Here is an 809-nt window from a genome sequence, read left to right on the forward strand (position 1 = left end):
GTACCAGGGCCATGAAGTTCGCATGCTATTTCCGTTTCATTAACCGCTCAACGTCCATTCTAACCAACCACAGCAGCGATAATGAAACGGATATTGACAGAAGTAAAGATGCCGCTTACGCATGGTTTCAGGGATAAGGCACGATGGACAGTATAGTCACCGTCGTCTGCGGCTGATTGGCGGAGTGTACCGACGTATTTTTGTCGGCCTCCGTCACCGGTACTATTGGTGGTAAGCTCGTTATCGCTTTAGACGGTGCCTTCCTACGAGCAGTAGTATCTCCCATCTCCCTTATTGCCATTCATAGGCGATTTTATATTGTCTGCTCATATTTGGGTCCTCCGTTGCCGTTCTTAATGTATCGATCAGGTATAGTCAAGTCCCTCGGTGGCTGCCCCGCCACTAAAGGGCAACAGAGTCTTACTCGTCAATACCGGTCTGCTCACTGAAAGGTTTTATCCAAGCAGAGCGGGTCGTAGAGGCGAGGCAAACCCACACCAGTGGTTATCCACTTACTACGTAAGGTTTTCATCCAGTTACTCTCCTGTTGATAATTGCATTTAAAGATTGATGCTTAGAGGGCACTAATGACGAGGATTGCACTAGGGCCTGATCGTTATCACCACACAGCGTTCCGGCACCGCAATTGACTGTTGTTCCACTTTGTTCATCTCTACGCTCTTGATTATTGACCAGGCTGTTAGAGTAAAAGGGGTTTCAAACGCCGTCTGGAACGTTTGTGCACTAATTACCGATAGCGGGCAGGCGTCATATGATAGGCACGACGAAACCAACGCCCCAGATGACTC

General features: G+C 48.6%; 1 protein-coding gene. It reads right to left on the bottom strand.

Features of this window, described 5'->3' with window-relative positions; all coding sequences use genetic code 11:
* Positions 1-602: 602 nt before the first annotated feature.
* Positions 603-809, bottom strand: a 207-nt coding sequence (locus tag BG74_RS15000) for a hypothetical protein (protein WP_204376364.1), incomplete at its 5' end; no start/stop codon positions are given.

Source organism: Sodalis-like endosymbiont of Proechinophthirus fluctus (assembly GCF_001602625.1).
Taxonomy (GTDB): Bacteria; Pseudomonadota; Gammaproteobacteria; order Enterobacterales; family Enterobacteriaceae.